The following is a 240-nucleotide window of genomic DNA, read 5'->3' as shown; positions in this document are numbered from 1 at the left end:
GCGCAGGTATGTCCCTTGGGCAGGTCGAGGGCGAGGTGCTTGCCGGCCTTCAGCTGCACGTCCCAGACCGCCAGCGGCGAGTGGGTCAGCGCCGGCCCCTGGTGGCGGCCGTAGCGTCCGGCGATCACCCGCAGTTCGCCGGCCCTGTCGGGCAGGCCGACGCGGGGAATGTCGGCATCCAGCAGGGTCTGGTAGCGCGGCGGGTTCATCTTGTCGCTGGAGGGCAGGTTGACCCATAGC

General features: G+C 70.8%; 1 pseudogene. It reads right to left on the bottom strand.

Annotation, left to right across the window (positions count from 1 at the left end):
* Positions 1 to 240 (bottom strand): annotated as a pseudogene (locus tag ACLJNW_RS28105) (pirin family protein); the annotation flags it as partial.

Origin of the sequence: Salmonella sp. SAL4457 (assembly GCF_046548235.1) — a bacterium.
GTDB classification, from domain to species: Bacteria; Pseudomonadota; Gammaproteobacteria; order Enterobacterales; family Enterobacteriaceae; genus Salmonella; species Salmonella enterica.
Note: the sequence above shows the minus strand (reverse complement) of the source record. Positions and strands in the feature narration are given on the sequence as shown.